Annotated in this window: 16 protein-coding genes and 1 riboswitch; of the genes, 15 read left to right on the top strand and 1 reads right to left on the bottom strand. The window is 42.5% G+C overall.

Annotated features, from left to right (window positions below; all coding sequences use genetic code 11):
- The first annotated feature begins 56 nt into the window (after positions 1–56).
- The 14 genes from ACR65F_RS15065 to ACR65F_RS15130 all read left to right on the top strand — a co-directional run bounded on the left by ACR65F_RS15065 (position 57) and on the right by ACR65F_RS15130 (position 13,773).
- Complete coding sequence (locus ACR65F_RS15065) at positions 57–917, top strand: DUF72 domain-containing protein (protein WP_440504903.1); 861 nt, start codon at positions 57–59, stop codon at positions 915–917.
- 2 nt (positions 918–919) lie between these two features.
- Complete coding sequence (locus ACR65F_RS15070) at positions 920–1,744, top strand: sulfite exporter TauE/SafE family protein (protein ID WP_440504904.1); 825 nt, start codon at positions 920–922, stop codon at positions 1,742–1,744.
- The gene (locus ACR65F_RS15075; RefSeq protein ID WP_440504905.1) at positions 1,741–3,123 is read left to right on the top strand and encodes a bifunctional metallophosphatase/5'-nucleotidase; all 1,383 of its coding nucleotides are present in this window, start codon (positions 1,741–1,743) and stop codon (positions 3,121–3,123) included. The genes ACR65F_RS15070 and ACR65F_RS15075 overlap by 4 nt, the downstream gene beginning before the upstream one ends.
- Before the next feature lie 54 nt (positions 3,124–3,177).
- Positions 3,178–3,945, top strand: coding sequence for a sporulation protein YunB (gene yunB / locus ACR65F_RS15080; RefSeq protein ID WP_052245914.1), 768 nt, complete (start codon positions 3,178–3,180; stop codon positions 3,943–3,945).
- A 54-nt stretch (positions 3,946–3,999) separates the two neighbouring features.
- Positions 4,000–4,180, top strand: a riboswitch (Lysine riboswitch).
- Positions 4,181–4,314: 134 nt separating this feature from the next.
- A complete protein-coding gene (locus ACR65F_RS15085) occupies positions 4,315–5,892 on the top strand; it encodes a Na+/H+ antiporter NhaC family protein (RefSeq protein ID WP_440504906.1) in 1,578 nt (525 codons plus the stop codon).
- Between the two features lie 291 nt (positions 5,893–6,183).
- The gene (locus tag ACR65F_RS15090; protein WP_039043405.1) at positions 6,184–7,368 is read left to right on the top strand and encodes an ABC transporter substrate-binding protein; all 1,185 of its coding nucleotides are present in this window, start codon (positions 6,184–6,186) and stop codon (positions 7,366–7,368) included.
- Positions 7,369–7,447: 79 nt separating this feature from the next.
- Positions 7,448–8,323 carry a branched-chain amino acid ABC transporter permease gene (locus ACR65F_RS15095; RefSeq protein WP_039043404.1) on the top strand — a complete coding sequence of 292 codons (876 nt, stop codon included), beginning with the start codon at positions 7,448–7,450 and terminating at the stop codon, positions 8,321–8,323.
- A 13-nt stretch (positions 8,324–8,336) separates the two neighbouring features.
- Positions 8,337–9,287 (top strand): branched-chain amino acid ABC transporter permease, encoded by a 951-nt coding sequence (locus ACR65F_RS15100; protein ID WP_440504923.1) that lies wholly within the window; start codon positions 8,337–8,339, stop codon positions 9,285–9,287.
- Positions 9,277–10,053, top strand: a complete 777-nt coding sequence (locus tag ACR65F_RS15105) for an ABC transporter ATP-binding protein (RefSeq protein WP_039043403.1) — start codon at positions 9,277–9,279, stop codon at positions 10,051–10,053. Before ACR65F_RS15100 ends, ACR65F_RS15105 begins: the two co-directional genes overlap by 11 nt.
- A gap of 2 nt (positions 10,054–10,055) precedes the next feature.
- Positions 10,056–10,763 (top strand): ABC transporter ATP-binding protein, encoded by a 708-nt coding sequence (locus ACR65F_RS15110; RefSeq protein ID WP_039043429.1) that lies wholly within the window; start codon positions 10,056–10,058, stop codon positions 10,761–10,763.
- Positions 10,764–11,173: 410 nt separating this feature from the next.
- Entirely contained in the window at positions 11,174–12,103 is a 930-nt protein-coding gene (gene lipA, locus ACR65F_RS15115; protein WP_039043428.1) for a lipoyl synthase, read from the top strand.
- A 6-nt stretch (positions 12,104–12,109) separates the two neighbouring features.
- On the top strand, positions 12,110–12,469 hold the full coding sequence (locus ACR65F_RS15120) for a YutD family protein (RefSeq protein ID WP_039043402.1): 360 nt from the start codon (positions 12,110–12,112) through the stop codon (positions 12,467–12,469).
- A gap of 88 nt (positions 12,470–12,557) precedes the next feature.
- Complete coding sequence (locus ACR65F_RS15125; RefSeq protein ID WP_039043401.1) at positions 12,558–13,022, top strand: DUF86 domain-containing protein; 465 nt, start codon at positions 12,558–12,560, stop codon at positions 13,020–13,022.
- The gene (locus tag ACR65F_RS15130; RefSeq protein ID WP_440504907.1) at positions 13,009–13,773 is read left to right on the top strand and encodes a TIGR01457 family HAD-type hydrolase; all 765 of its coding nucleotides are present in this window, start codon (positions 13,009–13,011) and stop codon (positions 13,771–13,773) included. Before ACR65F_RS15125 ends, ACR65F_RS15130 begins: the two co-directional genes overlap by 14 nt.
- A gap of 317 nt (positions 13,774–14,090) precedes the next feature.
- Here the strand turns inward: ACR65F_RS15130 and ACR65F_RS15135 are convergent, their stop codons facing one another.
- Positions 14,091–14,327 carry a YuzB family protein gene (locus ACR65F_RS15135; RefSeq protein ID WP_039043427.1) on the bottom strand — a complete coding sequence of 79 codons (237 nt, stop codon included), beginning with the start codon at positions 14,325–14,327 and terminating at the stop codon, positions 14,091–14,093.
- A 139-nt stretch (positions 14,328–14,466) separates the two neighbouring features.
- On the opposite strand from ACR65F_RS15135, the gene ACR65F_RS15140 reads away from it, so the two are divergent.
- Positions 14,467–15,531: an NAD(P)/FAD-dependent oxidoreductase gene (locus ACR65F_RS15140; protein ID WP_039043399.1), complete on the top strand. Its 1,065-nt coding sequence runs from the start codon at positions 14,467–14,469 to the stop codon at positions 15,529–15,531.
- The last annotated feature ends 25 nt before the right edge of the window (positions 15,532–15,556 follow it).

Consider the following 15,556-nt stretch of genomic DNA (forward strand, 5'->3'; position numbering starts at 1 on the left):
GAATTAGTTATGATATGATGAGGGTAACGGATTGGTACAAGAATGGAGGGCTGTACATGATTGAAATCGGCTTAACTGGATGGGGTGACCACCCTGATGTGTATGCGCCCTCATCCACAGCGAAAGAAAAATTAATGGACTACAGCGCTCATTTCCCTGTCGTCGAACTCGATGCAACGTTCTATGCGATCCAACCGGAACGAAATATCCGAAAATGGATTAAGGAAACACCAGATCACTTCGGTTTCATCGTCAAAGCGTATCAGGGGATGACGGGGCATTTGCGCGGCGAACTGCCGTATGAATCGAAAGAGGAAATGTTTGAGCTCTTTCGGCTTTCAATGGAACCTTTACAAGAAGCGGACAAGCTATCGCTTATTTTAGTACAGTTTCCACCCTGGTTCGATTGTGTCAAAGAGAACGTTGATGAAATACGATACATAAGTAAGCAATTAGAAGGATTCGATATTGGAATCGAATTTCGTCACCAGTCGTGGTATACAGAAGAGTTCCGTGAAAAGACACTTCGTTTCCTGGAAGAGAATCATCTGATCCACGTCATTGCAGATGAGCCGCAAGCAGGTACGGGAAGTGTTCCTTTCATCCCTTCTGCTACAAGAAGCGACAAAGTGGTCATTCGTCTTCATGGACGAAATGTGGCAGGCTGGCAGAATCCTGGTGGAAGTAGAGAACATTGGCGCAAAGTGCGATATTTGTACGATTATACAGATCAAGAGTTAAAAGGAATACAAACAGCGGTTGAGGAGTTAGCGCAACAAACCGAATACGTTGCTGTTATTTTTAATAATAACTCAGGTGGGCATGCTGCAGAGAATGCCAAACGTTTTCAAAAAATGCTTCATCTCTCTTTCGATGACCTGGCTCCTAAACAGCTCGACATCTTTGAGGGGGAATAACGATGGAATATGTTTTGCTAATTGTTATTGGAATGCTTTCAGGAGTGGTTGGTTCACTCGTAGGACTGGGTGGAGGTACAATTTTTGTCCCTGTCACGATATTAGTCGGAATTGACTTAGGTTGGATTCCGCACGTGACTCCCCAGACGGTTGTAGGCATGTCTGTCATCATGATGGTGTTCAATGGGCTGTCTTCGACTCTGTTCCACATGAAGGCCAAAACCGTGGACTACAGGAGTGGATTCATCTTCTTCGCGGGTAGTGTCCCAGGAACAATCTTAGGGGCATTTTTTAATAAGAGTTTGGATTTAGGTTCCTTTAACTTATACTTTGGCATGTTACTAATATTTCTAGCGGCTCTACTACTCGTCAAAAAATATTTGAAACCAATCAATTGGTTTGTGAATCACGGCAAAGAAATTACATTCACAGATCCACAAGGTGAAACCCATGTGTATGGGTATCCGATCTGGTTTGCCATTCTGCTGACATTTGTGATTGGCTTAATGTCGGGCTTGTTTGGAATTGGTGGCGGTGCAATGATCGTACCAGCTATGCTTCTACTATTTTTATTTCCGCCGCACGTTGCAGTCGGTACATCGATGCTTATGGTATTTTTGTCTGCTCTTGTCAACTCAGGGACTCATATTTATCTGGGTCACGTCCCTTGGCTCTATTCACTTGCAGTCATTCCGGGTGCTTATATCGGAGGTACACTCGGATCCATGTTGAACAAGAAGATGAGTTCTGAAACGCTAGTTGTAGTGTTACGCGTGCTCTTACTATTATTCGGGATTAATTCAATTATTGATGGGATTTGGGGATGACAATGATCGCTAGAAAATCAGAAACCATTCATATTTATCATACAAACGACATTCATAGTCATTTTGACAATTGGCCGGGTATCAGTGAATTCTTATTGGATAAACGAATTGAACACGAACAGGACAGAGAGTCTTGTTTTGTTTTCGATCTTGGTGATTTCGTGGATCGATCTCATCCATTTACAGAAGCGTCTGAAGGAAAAGGGAATATTGAGCTTCTGAATCGAGCCAAATATGATGCAGTGACGATAGGGAACAACGAAGGGATTACGTTATCACATGAGGCATTAGAAGAATTGTATGTAGACGCTCAATTTGAGGTGGTTGTTGCAAACCTGAAGAATCGCGATGGCAGCGAGTTGGAGTGGGCTGTTCCATATACGTGCTACACGACGAATAGTGGCGTGAAACTGGCTGTGATAGGGGCAACTGCAGTATATGAGTTATTCTATGACAAGCTTGGTTGGTCGATTCAAGAACCTCGCCAATTGTTGACGGATCTTGCTTCAGAGTTAAGCCATTCAATGGATTGCGTCATTTGTCTCTCTCATCTTGGAGTGAATGAAGATCGTCTTTTAGCTACGGAAACATCGGATATCGATGTGATCTTAGGCGCACATACTCATCATTTGTTCGTTCGAGGTGAGGTTGTTGAAGACACATTGTTAGCTGCGACAGGAAAATTCGGACAGTATGTAGGACATGTCACTCTCACACTGGAGAATGGTCTAGTTGTAGAAAAGAAGGCAACTGTCATACAGGCAGACGAACTTGAAGTAGAAAAACGTGAACTCAAAGCTGTGAAACAGATGATCACTGAGGGAACGCAACTGTTGGATGAAGAAGTTTTTACAACGCCTATTAGTCTTGGGCAAAATCTATTTGGGCCGAGCCCGCTCTCCGATATTTTCGGTCAAGCACTACTCGCCTATACGAAAGCGGATTGCGGATTGTTTAACTCGGGGATTTTCCTTGGCCGCCTTCATGAAGGCGTTGTCACGAAGAGAGATTTACACCGTATTCTTCCACATCCGATCAATGCATGTGTCATCACTGTAACCGGACGTGCTTTAAGGGAGTATTACGAGATTTCGTGCCATCCTGATTGGGCGCGTACTGAAGTGAAGGGACTTGGATTCAGGGGAACAGTGATGGGCGTTATGATCCATGTGAATCTGAAGATGAAACAAGATATTCTCTATATGGGGGATGAAATCGTCGAACCAGATAGAGAGTATAGGTTAGCAACTCTTGATATGTTTACATTCGGTTTCTTTTATCCGAACATGAAATTAGAGAAAATTGACTATCTCGTTCCGGAACTCATTCGTGATATTTTTGGAGGGTATGGGGAACAGCATTTTGGAACAACTTCATAACAAGTAATAAGCGACTCTTCCTCTTCATATTGTGGAATAGGGAGGCGTCGCTTTTTGAAATTTCACATGCAAGTCCCTAAGAAACGAAAACCGAAAAGAAGATGGCTTAAACTCATCATCCCAGCACTTCTTTTGACGATAATCGTAAGTTTTTTCTATTTAAATATGAAGTTGAAGCCAGTTTACATGAACTATGCTGAAGTTCAAACACGTAAAATTGCGGCACACGTCATCAGTCAAGCCATTCAATCGAGGTCAACAAGTGTCTTGGATGCGAACGACGTCCTCTTGAATATCCCTAACGATTCTAATGAGACGGTTACACTAAAAGTCGATGCAGAAACCATTAATCAGGTTATGGCCGAGATGCATCAGTTGGTTGAAGAACACTTGGACCGTGCAGAGTCCGGAGATCTTGAAATGTTACCGCAAAGTGATGGGATCAAATTCGATACTGAAGAAATGGAGAAGCATGGAGGCGTCGTCTTTTTCGTTCCAATCGGTCAAGTTGCAGATATTCCGCTGCTCGGGAATTTAGGACCGAAGATTCCAATCAGGTTTCATATTGTAGGAGATGTACATGCGGACGTTGATACAAAACTAACAGAATATGGCATCAATAATGTCTATATGGAAGTGAATATGGAATTGACGGTGAATGTCCAAATTATTATTCCAATAGCAACTAAACAAAGTACAGTTGTTCAGCAAATCCCGATTGCAATCGGGATCATCCAAGGGGTCGTTCCACAAATCTATACGAAGGGGGGACAGAGTCCAGCGAATATAGAAGTTCCGATGGAAGATATTAAGAAACCATAAGTCACCTTGCATGTTCTTTCGATTATTGTTATGATTAGAAAGTAATAACGTAATCGATAGGGTAGAGGCTGCATTGTTTAAAAGTACCGCATGCGAGAGAGACATCGTAGACCATGCGTGAAAGGAAGCATTGCCGAAGTCTGATGGAACGTCAATTCCATGAGGTTGGGGTCATTTCGAAAAGGGATGGCACTGTCAGGGACAGCTATATCGTCCATGATGAGCTACAATCGTCAGTGAGATAACGAAAGTGATTATCAAACAAACGACATGTAGACAGCCGGTACCCGGTCCACTTGAAAAGAGTGAAACGGGCACCGGCTTTTTTGTTTCCCCGGTTACATTAACAAATTGAAGGAGGAGATTGGAATGATTGGAACTTGGTTATCGATACTGCCACCAGTGATTGCCATTGTTATGGTGCTCACGACAAAGCGGGTGTTACTTTCACTCGGGGCAGGAATTTTGTCCGCTGCATTACTAGTCGCTTCCTTTGCACCAGTGGAAACATTGACGCAGTTAGGGAAAGCGCTCATCGTCTCATTTTGGGCAGATGGAGAATTGAATACGTATAATATTTTCATAATGTTATTCATACTAATGTTAGGTGTTATCACGGCACTTGTTAGTCTATCAGGAGGAAGCCGCGCCTTTGCAGAGTGGGCTGTAACGCGAATCCAAACTCGCCGAAGTGCAAAACTCCTGACGATGATATTAGGAATTGCAATCTTTGTAGATGACTATTTTAATGCACTTGCGGTCGGTCAAATCGCACGACCGATTACAGATCGACATAAGATTTCTCGTGCAAAACTTGCGTACTTCATCGACTCGACGTCCGCGCCGATCTGCGTGATTTCACCTGTATCGAGCTGGGGAGCGTTCCTAATCGGACAACTAGCAATCATTCTTGCAACTACTGCTACAGTCAACTACTCACCGATAGCAGCGTTTCTAATGATGGCGCCGATGAACTTTTATGTAATTGCTACATTAGCGATGGTATTCTTCTTTGCTTGGACGAATATCGACTTTTTCGCTATGAAAGATCATGAAAAACGTGCAGAAGAAAAAGGAGAGCTTTTTGATCCTGAAAAAGAGATTCCTGGACAATTAAAAGATGAGTTCCCTGAACACTCTCATGGACGAGTGAGAGATCTAGTTGCACCAATTGTTTCACTTGTTGCTGTGACATTGACATCGATGGTCATTACAGGGATACGGATTGGTGGAGAACTGAATATATGGTCAATCTTTGAGAATATGGACGTTCCATTGTCGTTAGTAATCGGTGGTGTGGCAGGTACTCTGATTGCAATTATTCTTTATGCAAGTCAGTTCAAGGTCAACAAAACGGCTTCAACAGGTCTAATTGTTCAAGCTTTTGTCAGTGGAGTCAAGGCTATGATGCCTGCAGTACTTATTCTTATTCTGGCATGGTCACTTACTCACTTGATCGATATTTTAGAGACTGGACTATTTTTATCTGAAGTAGTTTCGAAGTCCAACATTCCCGTTGCCTTCCTACCAGTTGTACTATTTGTTTTAGCTGGTTTAATGGCATTCTCCACAGGAACGTCTTGGGGATCGTTCGGTATCTTACTTCCGATTGCAGGAACAATTATGGTAAACGCAGCTCCAGAGTTACTGTTGCCAGCATTATCTGCTGTCCTTGCAGGTGCAGTGTTCGGTGACCACTGTTCACCAATTTCAGATACGACAATTCTTTCATCTACAGGAGCAGGTAGTAACCACATCGATCACGTCTCCACACAATTGCCGTATGCACTTATGGCTGCAGGTGTTGCGACTAGTGGATACTTTGTGCTTGGATTAACTGGTTCGATTTGGATTGGTCTAGTGGCAGTAATTATTATTCTAGCGGCATTGTTTACTGTTTGGAATGTGAGAAATTCAAAAAAAGCTGTTAGCGTAACAGCAGAATAAGCAAAAAAAGGTATTCCTACTTAGTTGTGAGGAATACCTTTTTTGTATGTTGAAAAATTTTAGTTACTAGGAAATTAGCATTAGTTCCCACTATCTAGAGGGTAGAAGTGACGGGAACCGAAACAATTTGACAATCTAGTAATAAGATTATGAAAATTTGTATAGACTGAATTGGAAGTTTGTTTTAGAATAGGGATACAGAAAGAAAAGAAAGGGTGCGGATGTCTCCACTCGGACTAATGCAATCCTTTCTGTTGTGATTTCAGAATAGTTTGATAAGGGGGAAGAGAAATGAAGTTTAAAAGAGCATGGAGTTTACTAGCAGCGATGACGCTTGGCGTTGGTCTCCTAGCGGGTTGTTCTCAAGGAGGAGATGATGGGGCATCCGGATCGAAGGATGGCGATGTAATTAAAATAGGGGTGAACCTCGAACTCTCAGGAGCAGTTGCTTCATACGGAACATCCGAAGCGGATGGCATTCAGCTCGCTGTCGATGAAATCAATGATGATGGTGGAATCGATGGCAAAAAAATAAAGATCGTTAAAATTGATAATAAGTCAGATGCAGCTGAAGCGACAAACGCAGCGATTAAATTGACAACGCAAGAAAAGGTAGTTGCTATTATCGGAGCGGCGACTAGTGGAGCAACTGTTGCCCAAGCCCAAATTGCAAACGACAATAAGACACCACTTATCAGTCCATCTGGAACAAGCCCAACAGTTACTGTAAACGAAAAAGGAGAAGTAAATGAGTTCGTATTCCGTACTTCATTCATCGACCCTTTCCAAGGAACGGTAGCAGCAAACTTTGCAGCAAATGACTTAGGTGTAAAAAATGTTGCGATTTTCTCTGATAACGCAAGTGACTATTCAAAAGGTCTCGCTTCTTCATTCAAGAAGGACTTTGAAAAAGCGGGTGGGAAAATTGTTGCGGAAGAATCATATGTTGCAAAAGACTCTGATTTCCGTTCAACATTAACGCGCATCAAGTCAGCGAATCCGGAGTTCATCTTCATCCCGGGTTATTATGAAGAAGTTGGTCTCATAGTTAAGCAAGCGCGCGAAATGGGCATTGACGTTCCATTGATGGGTGCTGACGGATGGGATTCTCCAACGTTGCTTGAACTTGCAGGAGCAGATGCTCTAAACAACACGTTTACAACGAACCACTATTCTTCTGACGACCCAGATGGCGCAGTTAAAGCGTTCAGTGATAAGTTCAACGAAGAATACGGCAAGTCTCCGGATGCGTTTAATGCACTTGGATATGACACAGTGTACTTGTTGAAAGATGCAATCGAACGAGCAGGAAGTGTGGACTCTACAAAAATTAAAGACGCACTTGCTGAAACAGATGGACTTGATCTTGTAACAGGTAAATATTCAGTGGATGAAAACCACCACCCGATTAAATCGGCAACGATCCTTGAATACAAGGATGGCGAGCAAGTGTTCAATACGAAGGTGAATCCTTAATTTCATGAGGGGTGGGGAGCTCTCTCCCTGCCTTCTTTTTTTGGATGAAAGTCAGATGAGGAAAAAGGAGTGAGACTTCATGGAATGGCTACAGCAACTCATCAACGGTATTTCATTAGGCAGTATTTATGCGCTTATTGCGCTCGGTTATACGATGGTTTACGGCATTATAAAGTTAATCAACTTTGCTCACGGTGAAGTGTTTATGATTGGTGCGTTCATAGGATACATCTCCATTGCAGGATGGGGTCTAGGCTTTTTCCCAGCACTCTTAATCTCGATGGCGGTTTGTGCGGTGATCGGAGTTGTCATTGAACGCATTGCATACAAGCGTTTACGGAATGCAACACGAATTGCGGCGTTAATTACAGCAATTGGTGTATCGCTTCTTATACAAAATGGAGTCATCTACTTCAGAGGTGCACAACCAGCGGCCTATCCTCAAGTGTTTGCAAACAAGTCATTTAACCTATTTGGTGCTCAAATTAGTACACAGGCAATCCTCATTTTATCTGTATCTGTAGTGCTCATGCTTGTCCTGCAGTTCATTGTACATAAGACAAAGATCGGAAAAGCGATGAGAGCTGTGTCGTATGACGCTGAAGCCGCAAAACTAATGGGCATCAATGTAGACAATACGATTTCAGCTACATTCGCAATCGGGTCAGCACTTGCTGGTGCTGCAGGAGTCATTTTCGGAATTTACTATACGAAAATTGATCCATTGATGGGCGTTATCCCAGGTTTGAAAGCGTTTGTCGCAGCTGTACTTGGGGGGATTGGAATCATTCCAGGAGCGGTTGCAGGCGGACTTGTACTTGGTGTCGTCGAAACGGTGGTAAGTGCCCTAGGATTCTCCTTGTGGCGAGATGCGGCTGCATTCATCATTTTGATTTTAATCTTAATCTTTAAACCTTCTGGCATCTTCGGTAAAAACACAAGAGAGAAAGTGTAGGTGAATTGAAATGATGAAAAAGTCTAAGCAGTTTTGGGTCTTTGCCGTTTTAGCGATTGCGATCTATGCTGCTGTCCAGTTCATGATCAGTGGTGGATTCTTAAATAATTTCTATTCCAATACACTGATCTTCATGGGAATCAATATCATGCTGGCGGTTAGTTTGCACTTGGTCATCGGTATTACGGGGCAATTCTCACTTGGGCATGCTGGTTTCCTGGCAGTCGGTGCTTATGTATCCGCAATTATGACGATGAAACTGGACCTGCCATTCTTTGCAGCGATTCTCATTGCTGGGATTGCTGCAGCCCTTGCTGGACTCGTCGTTGGAATTCCAAGCTTGCGGTTACGCGGTGACTATCTAGCCATTGCAACCCTTGGATTTGCAGAAATAATTCGAATCATATTCCTGAACATCGATTATGTTGGCGGAGCGGCTGGCATGCAAGTAACGCACTTAACGACATGGACATATACATTCATATGTCTTTTCGTAACCATTCTAGTCATCGTGAACTTTACGAATTCGAGGCATGGTCGAGCATGTATCGCTGTACGAGAAAATGAAATTGCAGCTGACGCAATGGGCATCAATACTACGTATTATAAGGTTCTCGCGTTTGCAATAGGATCGTTCTTTGCAGGTGTTGCAGGTGCGTTATATGCACACAACTTTTACATTATCCAACCTGCAAACTTTGGATTTTTAAAATCGATTGATATTTTGATCTATGTAGTTCTTGGAGGACTCGGCAGTCTATCAGGTGCGATTGTTGCGACAATCCTACTTACGGTCGTTTCGACATTCCTCCAAGACTTCCCTGAAACCCGGATGATTATTTACAGTCTTGTCCTAATCATCGTAATGTTATACCGTCCAAAAGGGTTGATGGGTAAAATGGAATTCACAGACTATTTGAAGTTGTGGATGCGTCCGAAAGGGGGAAGCCAGCATGAGCAATGATGTATTGTTAGATGTGCAAAGCGCAGGCATCCAATTCGGAGGGCTAAAAGCAGTTTCAGGATTTAATATGAAAATCAATAAAGGTGAATTGGTTGGACTAATTGGCCCCAATGGAGCGGGAAAAACAACTAGTTTCAACTTACTGACAGGTGTATACGTTCCGACTGAAGGGGAAATTTTCTTTGATGGTAAGAAAATCAACGGACTTCCACCCTTTAAAGTTACTCGTTTAGGGATGAGTCGTACATTCCAAAATATCCGGTTGTTCAACGAACTTTCTGTCCTGGATAACGTGAAAGTTGCTTATCATTCACTTGCGAATGACTCTGTTTTGAGTTCAGTACTACGACTCCCTTCTTATTTTAAAAACGAGCATGAGATGGAAAACAAAGCGATGGAATTCTTGAAGATATTCGAACTCGATAAATATAAAGACGAAACCGCAAAAAATCTTCCGTATGGGAAGCAGCGCAGACTGGAAATTGCTAGAGCACTTGCAGCAAATCCTGATCTGTTGTTGTTAGATGAACCTGCAGCTGGCATGAACCCTTTTGAAACGAAAGAACTGATGGATCTCATCGCCTTTATCCGGAAGCAATTCGGATTGACGATTCTTTTAATCGAACATGATATGAACTTGGTCATGGGGATCTGTGAACGAATTTACGTTCTTGACCACGGTGTTCTGCTAGCTGAAGGTTCACCTGAAGAAATCAGGAACAATCCAAAAGTGATTGAAGCGTATTTAGGGGAGGAAATTGTATGAGCATGCTGAGCATCCAAGATTTAAACGTCTACTACGGCAGCATCCATGCATTAAAAGGAGTTTCATTGGAAGTGAATGAAGGAGAAATCGTCACTCTTATTGGTGCTAACGGTGCAGGGAAGAGTACATTGCTGAAAACGTTATCTGGCCTACTAAAGCCAAAAGAAGGTACTATCCATTATCAGGATTCTTTAATAAGTGGTAAACCTGCTCAATCCATCGTGAAAATGGGGGTTTCCCAAGTACCAGAGGGGAGACGGGTTTTCGCGGATATGACAGTAGAAGAGAATATTGAACTAGGTGCCTACTTGAGGAAAGACAAAGCTGAAATCGGGAAGGATTTCAAGAAAGTTTATGGCATTTTCCCTAGATTGTATGAACGACGTAAACAAACAGCAGGTACACTTTCGGGTGGTGAGCAGCAAATGCTTGCGATGGGAAGAGCGATTATGGCTCGTCCTAAGTTACTTCTATTAGATGAGCCATCTATGGGACTCGCTCCACTCATGGTCAAAACAATATTTGAAACGGTTAAAGATATTAGTAAGGCAGGAACGACGATTCTGTTAGTTGAGCAAAATGCCCACATCGCACTTTCAATTGCGGATCGCGGATACGTGATTGAAACAGGTCGGGTTATTCTGTCAGGAACTGCAGCTGAATTACAAGCAAGTGAAGAAGTGAAAAACGCCTATTTGGGCGGTCACTAAACAACTGAATTATCTAAAGGAAAGCGTCCAATTTATGGGCGCTTTTCTTGTTACAACCCTTTAGATATCAAGTTGTTCGCTTTCTGAATATATGTTACATTATTGGAAGTGGGGAAAACAGTAAACGTTTAACTAAATTCAGCAATAGTCTTCCTCTTCTATAAATAGCGGTATGAATGCAAACTTTTTTCTTTTTTGTGGGGATAAAATTGGCTGAATTAAGTTAAAGGATGGCAACCTAAGTGCCCACATCCTGTGGCACAGGTTGCATGATCGACATCGTGTCGGCTCGCGGGTGTCACAGATTTTTAAGGGAGCTTTTCGAGCTTGCTCGAAAAAATCTGGACGCAATGATGCCGAGGCACAATTGATATGGAATGGAGCTGAAGACTTTGTCTTGCAAACCAGGGGTGGACAATAAAAAAGAGCATATCCGTAAACCGGATTGGCTTAAGATTAAGTTGAATACGAACGAAAACTATACCGATTTAAAAAAGTTGATGCGTGAAAAAAATCTTCATACAGTCTGTGAAGAAGCGCGTTGCCCGAATATCCATGAGTGCTGGGGAGAGCGCCGAACGGCTACATTCATGATTTTAGGGGATACTTGTACTCGTGCCTGCCGTTTTTGTGCCGTTAAAACAGGATTGCCAACAGAGCTAGATTTAGCAGAGCCGGAGCGCGTGGCAGATTCAGTTGCACTGATGAATTTAAAGCATGTCGTTGTGACTGCAGTAGCACGGGATGACCAAAAAGATGGTGGATCTGGTGTGTTCGCAGAAACAATCCGTGCGATTCGTAGAAAAAATCCATTTGCAACAGTCGAAGTACTTCCTTCTGATATGGGAGGAGAGTATGATAATATTAAGCGATTGATGGATGCAAAACCGGATATTTTGAATCATAATATTGAAACGGTTAGACGGATGACGCCTAGAGTACGTGCACGAGCTAAGTATGATCGATCTTTAGAGCTGCTTCGTCGTGCAAAAGAAATGTATCCTGAAATTCCTACTAAGTCTTCGATTATGCTAGGTGTGGGTGAGACATGGGAAGAAATTTTAGAAACAATGGATGATTTGCGTGCAAACCAAGTTGATATTATGTCGATTGGTCAGTACTTACAACCGAGTAAAAAGCACTTAACTGTACAAAAATATTACACGCCAAAGGAATTCAAAGAACTCTTTGAGATTGCGATGAGTAAAGGTTTTTCGCATTGCCAATCAGGCCCGCTCGTTCGTTCAAGCTATCATGCTGATGAGCAAGTGAATGCAGCGGCGAAAGAACGTCAACGTAGAGGCGAAGAGATGCTTGAATCCTTGACTGTGAAAGGCTGAGTCGACATGACAGAACGACTAATTACGTTGGATCAGTACGAATTCGAGATTATCGTTAACTTCCGCGAAGGTTTTGACAGCGAAGCACTGATGAGTCGTTACAGTGAGATCCTGTTGAAATACGATTATATTCTCGGCGACTGGGGATATGGACAACTCCGTCTTAAAGGATTCTTTGAGGATCGTAACGCGAAAGCGACTTACGAAACGAAAATTAGCACGTTGCAAGATTACTTATATGAGTACTGCAATTTTGGGTGTGCCCATTTTATATTGAAAAAGGCAGGGAAAGTGAAGAAGGAACAAGCGGATGCTGATGCGAAACAGGAATCACCTGTTGCAGAAGAAATTCCACAAACTTCATAAATCCTTTCCATTCGGACGTCTTGGAGAATTCTCTGTGACGTCTGTTTCTGCATGTTCTTGACACGAAGACATTTGAGGAGGAATTAGCATGTATTTTATCGACCGAAAAAAAATTAGTGAGACGCTCGCTTATATGGAAGAACTTCTTGCGCAATTTTCAAGTGAGTCTAACTGGCAAGATAGCACGTTGAAGACGTTGGCGCTTGAACGAATCGCACAAAATATCATCGAGTCCATTATAGATGTAGGGAACTCCATGATTGATGGGTTCATCATGCGCGATCCGGGAAGTTACGAAGACATTGTCGACATTATGGAAGACGAAAAAGTGATCAATAAAGAGATGGAACAACCACTTAAACAAGTAATTGAATTACGAAAAATGCTCGTTCGTGACTTTATGAAAGTGGATTTAATGGAAGTAGAGAAAACTATTACAGCAAGCTACTCTTCACTCGAAAAGTTTCCAAGCTGTGTATTAACGTATTTGGAAAACGAATTGGGGCCGGTCTCTGCATTCCTTCCAGAGGATTCACCTCATGGAACGATATAAGGCAATTTGCTTGGATCTGGATGGCACTGTTTATAAAGGAAGCCAAGCAATCCCAGAGTCGGTTACTTTCATCCGAACGTTACAGCATTCAGGAATCGAGCCTTATTTCATAACGAATAACTCTTCCCGTACAGCGCAGGAACAACAGAAAAAACTGGAATTGCTCGGTGTTGAAACGACAGAGCAGCAAATCATGACATCTGCGATTGCCAGTACTAAGTATTGTGCACAACATTATCCCGGGAAGACAGTTCAAATGATTGGTGAAACTGGATTACGTGAAGCGTTATTAGACGAAGGAATTAGACTTGTCGAAGCTGACGGAGACATTATAATCATGGGAATTGATCATGAAATTACATATGATAAATTAGCTATGGCTTGTTTGTCTATAAGAAAGGGCGCACATTTTCTCGCAACAAATGGAGATCTCTCGTTGCCTAACGAACTTGGACTGGTACCTGGCAACGGCGCATTCATAGAACTTGTAAAAGCCTCAACTGGAGTTACACCGACGATACTCGGAAAGCCTCAATCCTACATGCTAGAATTCATCCAACAACAAAGTGGAGCAAGCAAAGAAGAGATGATCATGATCGGTGACAATTATGAAACGGATATTCTATCAGGCATTCGTTTCGGCATCGATACGATCCATCTCCAAGGCGGCGTCACATCACTTGAGGAAGTGTTGTCTAAAGCCGATGCTCCTACTTATATGTTTAATACACTTGCCGAATGGAATAATTGAGCGTTGTATTTTTCAGAATGAAAAATTTATATATTACGGGGATTTAGTTGTTTGTAGTAGAAGGCGGCGACTCTGGAGGGATCAGCGAAGGTCGAAGACCCCGCAGGAGCGGTAGCGACGAGGAGGCTGAGATCAAGCCCCTCGGAAAGCGTCCGCCTGGAGCGAAAAACAACGGCACTTGGTCTAATCATTTGATTCAACTATATAACTAGTATTAATATAGTCTTTTATTAATTTGAAATAACTGTGTATGCCAATAGAATACAACAAAAGGACTTGCCCATTAACCCGGACAAGTCCTTTCGTATTTTCCTATTTTAAAAGAGAGGATTCTCTTCTATGAACTCGTAAATCTTCTCTGTCAGCTCAGCGGGTGTATCCGCTTCTACGACTTCTCCGTTCACTAGAGCATACAGTGACTCTGCACACTTCGTGCAATAACTAAGACAACCATATTCCAAGACATCCAGATTCGGATCCTTCTCAAGTGCTTCTAGTGTCTCTTGAGAACCATTGGCTAAATTACTAATGCAAAACTCAACTATCGGGTTCACACCCATCACCTCACCTTGTACGATCGTACTCTTTTTTTCTTTAACCGTCAAAGCCCTTGCCTTATTGTGAAGAACGTCACATACTGTTATACTCATACGTGAGGAAAAAACGGAAATCTCTCAGATAAAGGAGACTATCATGAAAAAATTACTATTATTAGGTGCCGGTTACGGTAATATGCGAATTTTACTGCGAGTACTGAATAACTTACCAACTGATGTTGAAGTGACACTTGTAGATCGCACATCCTTCCATAGTTTAAAGACAGAATTCTATGCACTTGCTTCAGGTACTGTACCAGATAGCGAAGTGCGTGTTGCACTACCGACACATGAACGTTTGAAAGTAGTTGAAGGTGAGATTGCAGGAATTGAAGTCGGAGAAAAATGTGTCTTACTTACAGATGGAAGACAGCTAGACTACGACCAACTTGTCATCGGCCTAGGTTGCGAAGATAATTATCACGACGTGCCAGGTGCTGACGAATTTACGTACAGCATTCAAACGATTGGTCAATCTCGTGAAACGTACAAAAAGCTTTTGAATTTAAATGGCGGCGCGACTGTTGGGATTGTCGGTGCAGGTCTAAGTGGCATCGAACTAGCAAGTGAATTGAGAGAAAGTCGTTCAGACTTAAATATTAAATTATTTGACAGAGGCCCGCGTATTTTGCGTGACTTCCCGGAACGTCTGAGTAATTACATCCAAAGTTGGTTTGCCAAAAATGATGTGGATGTCATTGCAAACTCAAATATTACAAAAGTTGAAATGAATCTACTTCATAACCACGAGGACCAAATTGCTGTAGATGCAGTAGTATGGACAGCTGGCATTCAACCGACTAAAGTAGTTCGAGAATTAGATGTTGAAAAAGACAAATCAAACCGCATTGTGCTGAATCAGTACCATCAGATTCCGGGCTTTGAAGATGTATATGTCGTAGGGGACATCGCTGCACTTCCTCATGCACCTAGTGCCCAGTTAGCAGAGGGACAAGCGGAACAGATCGTTACTGTACTCAAACATACTTGGAATGGTGAAACCTTGCCAGAGACGATGCCTGAAATCAAGCTAAAAGGATTTATGGGGTCTCTCGGTAAAAAACAAGGATTTGCATACTTAGCAGATCGCACGGTAACAGGACGGATTGCACGACTGTTGAAATCTGGAGTTCTCTGGATGTACAAATGGCATAATGGCTGAGTAAATCAAATAAAAGCGTGTAAGG

This window comes from Sporosarcina sp. SAFN-010, assembly GCF_059415065.1.

What these genes read in the sequence shown, in the direction of transcription:
- ACR65F_RS15065 (WP_440504903.1), top strand. Translation starts at nt 57, where the DNA reads ATGATTGAAATCGGCTTAACTGGATGGGGTGACCACCCTGATGTGTAT.
- ACR65F_RS15070 (WP_440504904.1), top strand. Translation starts at nt 920, where the DNA reads ATGGAATATGTTTTGCTAATTGTTATTGGAATGCTTTCAGGAGTGGTT.
- ACR65F_RS15075 (WP_440504905.1), top strand. Translation starts at nt 1,741, where the DNA reads ATGACAATGATCGCTAGAAAATCAGAAACCATTCATATTTATCATACA.
- ACR65F_RS15085 (WP_440504906.1), top strand. Translation starts at nt 4,315, where the DNA reads ATGATTGGAACTTGGTTATCGATACTGCCACCAGTGATTGCCATTGTT.
- ACR65F_RS15090 (WP_039043405.1), top strand. Translation starts at nt 6,184, where the DNA reads ATGAAGTTTAAAAGAGCATGGAGTTTACTAGCAGCGATGACGCTTGGC.
- ACR65F_RS15095 (WP_039043404.1), top strand. Translation starts at nt 7,448, where the DNA reads ATGGAATGGCTACAGCAACTCATCAACGGTATTTCATTAGGCAGTATT.
- ACR65F_RS15100 (WP_440504923.1), top strand. Translation starts at nt 8,337, where the DNA reads ATGAAAAAGTCTAAGCAGTTTTGGGTCTTTGCCGTTTTAGCGATTGCG.
- ACR65F_RS15105 (WP_039043403.1), top strand. Translation starts at nt 9,277, where the DNA reads ATGAGCAATGATGTATTGTTAGATGTGCAAAGCGCAGGCATCCAATTC.
- ACR65F_RS15110 (WP_039043429.1), top strand. Translation starts at nt 10,056, where the DNA reads ATGCTGAGCATCCAAGATTTAAACGTCTACTACGGCAGCATCCATGCA.
- ACR65F_RS15120 (WP_039043402.1), top strand. Translation starts at nt 12,110, where the DNA reads ATGACAGAACGACTAATTACGTTGGATCAGTACGAATTCGAGATTATC.
- ACR65F_RS15125 (WP_039043401.1), top strand. Translation starts at nt 12,558, where the DNA reads ATGTATTTTATCGACCGAAAAAAAATTAGTGAGACGCTCGCTTATATG.
- ACR65F_RS15130 (WP_440504907.1), top strand. Translation starts at nt 13,009, where the DNA reads ATGGAACGATATAAGGCAATTTGCTTGGATCTGGATGGCACTGTTTAT.
- ACR65F_RS15140 (WP_039043399.1), top strand. Translation starts at nt 14,467, where the DNA reads ATGAAAAAATTACTATTATTAGGTGCCGGTTACGGTAATATGCGAATT.